Source organism: Methylocella tundrae (assembly GCF_901905185.1).
GTDB classification, from domain to species: domain Bacteria; phylum Pseudomonadota; class Alphaproteobacteria; order Rhizobiales; family Beijerinckiaceae; genus Methylocapsa; species Methylocapsa tundrae.
Map to the genome: position 1 here is coordinate 1 of NZ_CABFMQ020000065.1, position 379 is coordinate 379.

A 379-nucleotide genomic window follows, 5' to 3' on the forward strand; every position below is an offset into this window, starting at 1 on the left:
CCGCAATATGCGGCGATGCATGAATCGTTACTGGCCTTACTCAGTGACACCAAACCGTGGCCTCAACTGACCGGTAAAGCAACGTTGCGCCCAGGACAGTGGAGTAACGACGTACCGGCGTTGCGCGAAATATTGCAACGTACAGGCATGTTGGACGGGGGACCGAAAATTACGCTACCTGGCGATGACACGCCAACTGACGCGGTAGTCAGCCCATCGGCTGTTACTGTTGAAACAGCAGAAACTAAGCTGATGGACAAACAAACTACGTCTCGTAGTAAACCTGCGCCTGCCGTTCGCGCCGCCTACGATAATGAACTGGTGGAAGCCGTTAAACGTTTTCAGGCATGGCAAGGATTGGGAGCAGATGGTGCTATTG

At 53.3% G+C, this 379-nt stretch carries 1 protein-coding gene; it reads left to right on the forward strand.

Annotated elements, in window-relative coordinates; genetic code table 11:
- Nucleotides 1-379: peptidoglycan-binding protein (locus tag MPC4_RS05940; RefSeq protein ID WP_174511711.1), on the forward strand; the 379-nt coding region annotated here is incomplete at both ends.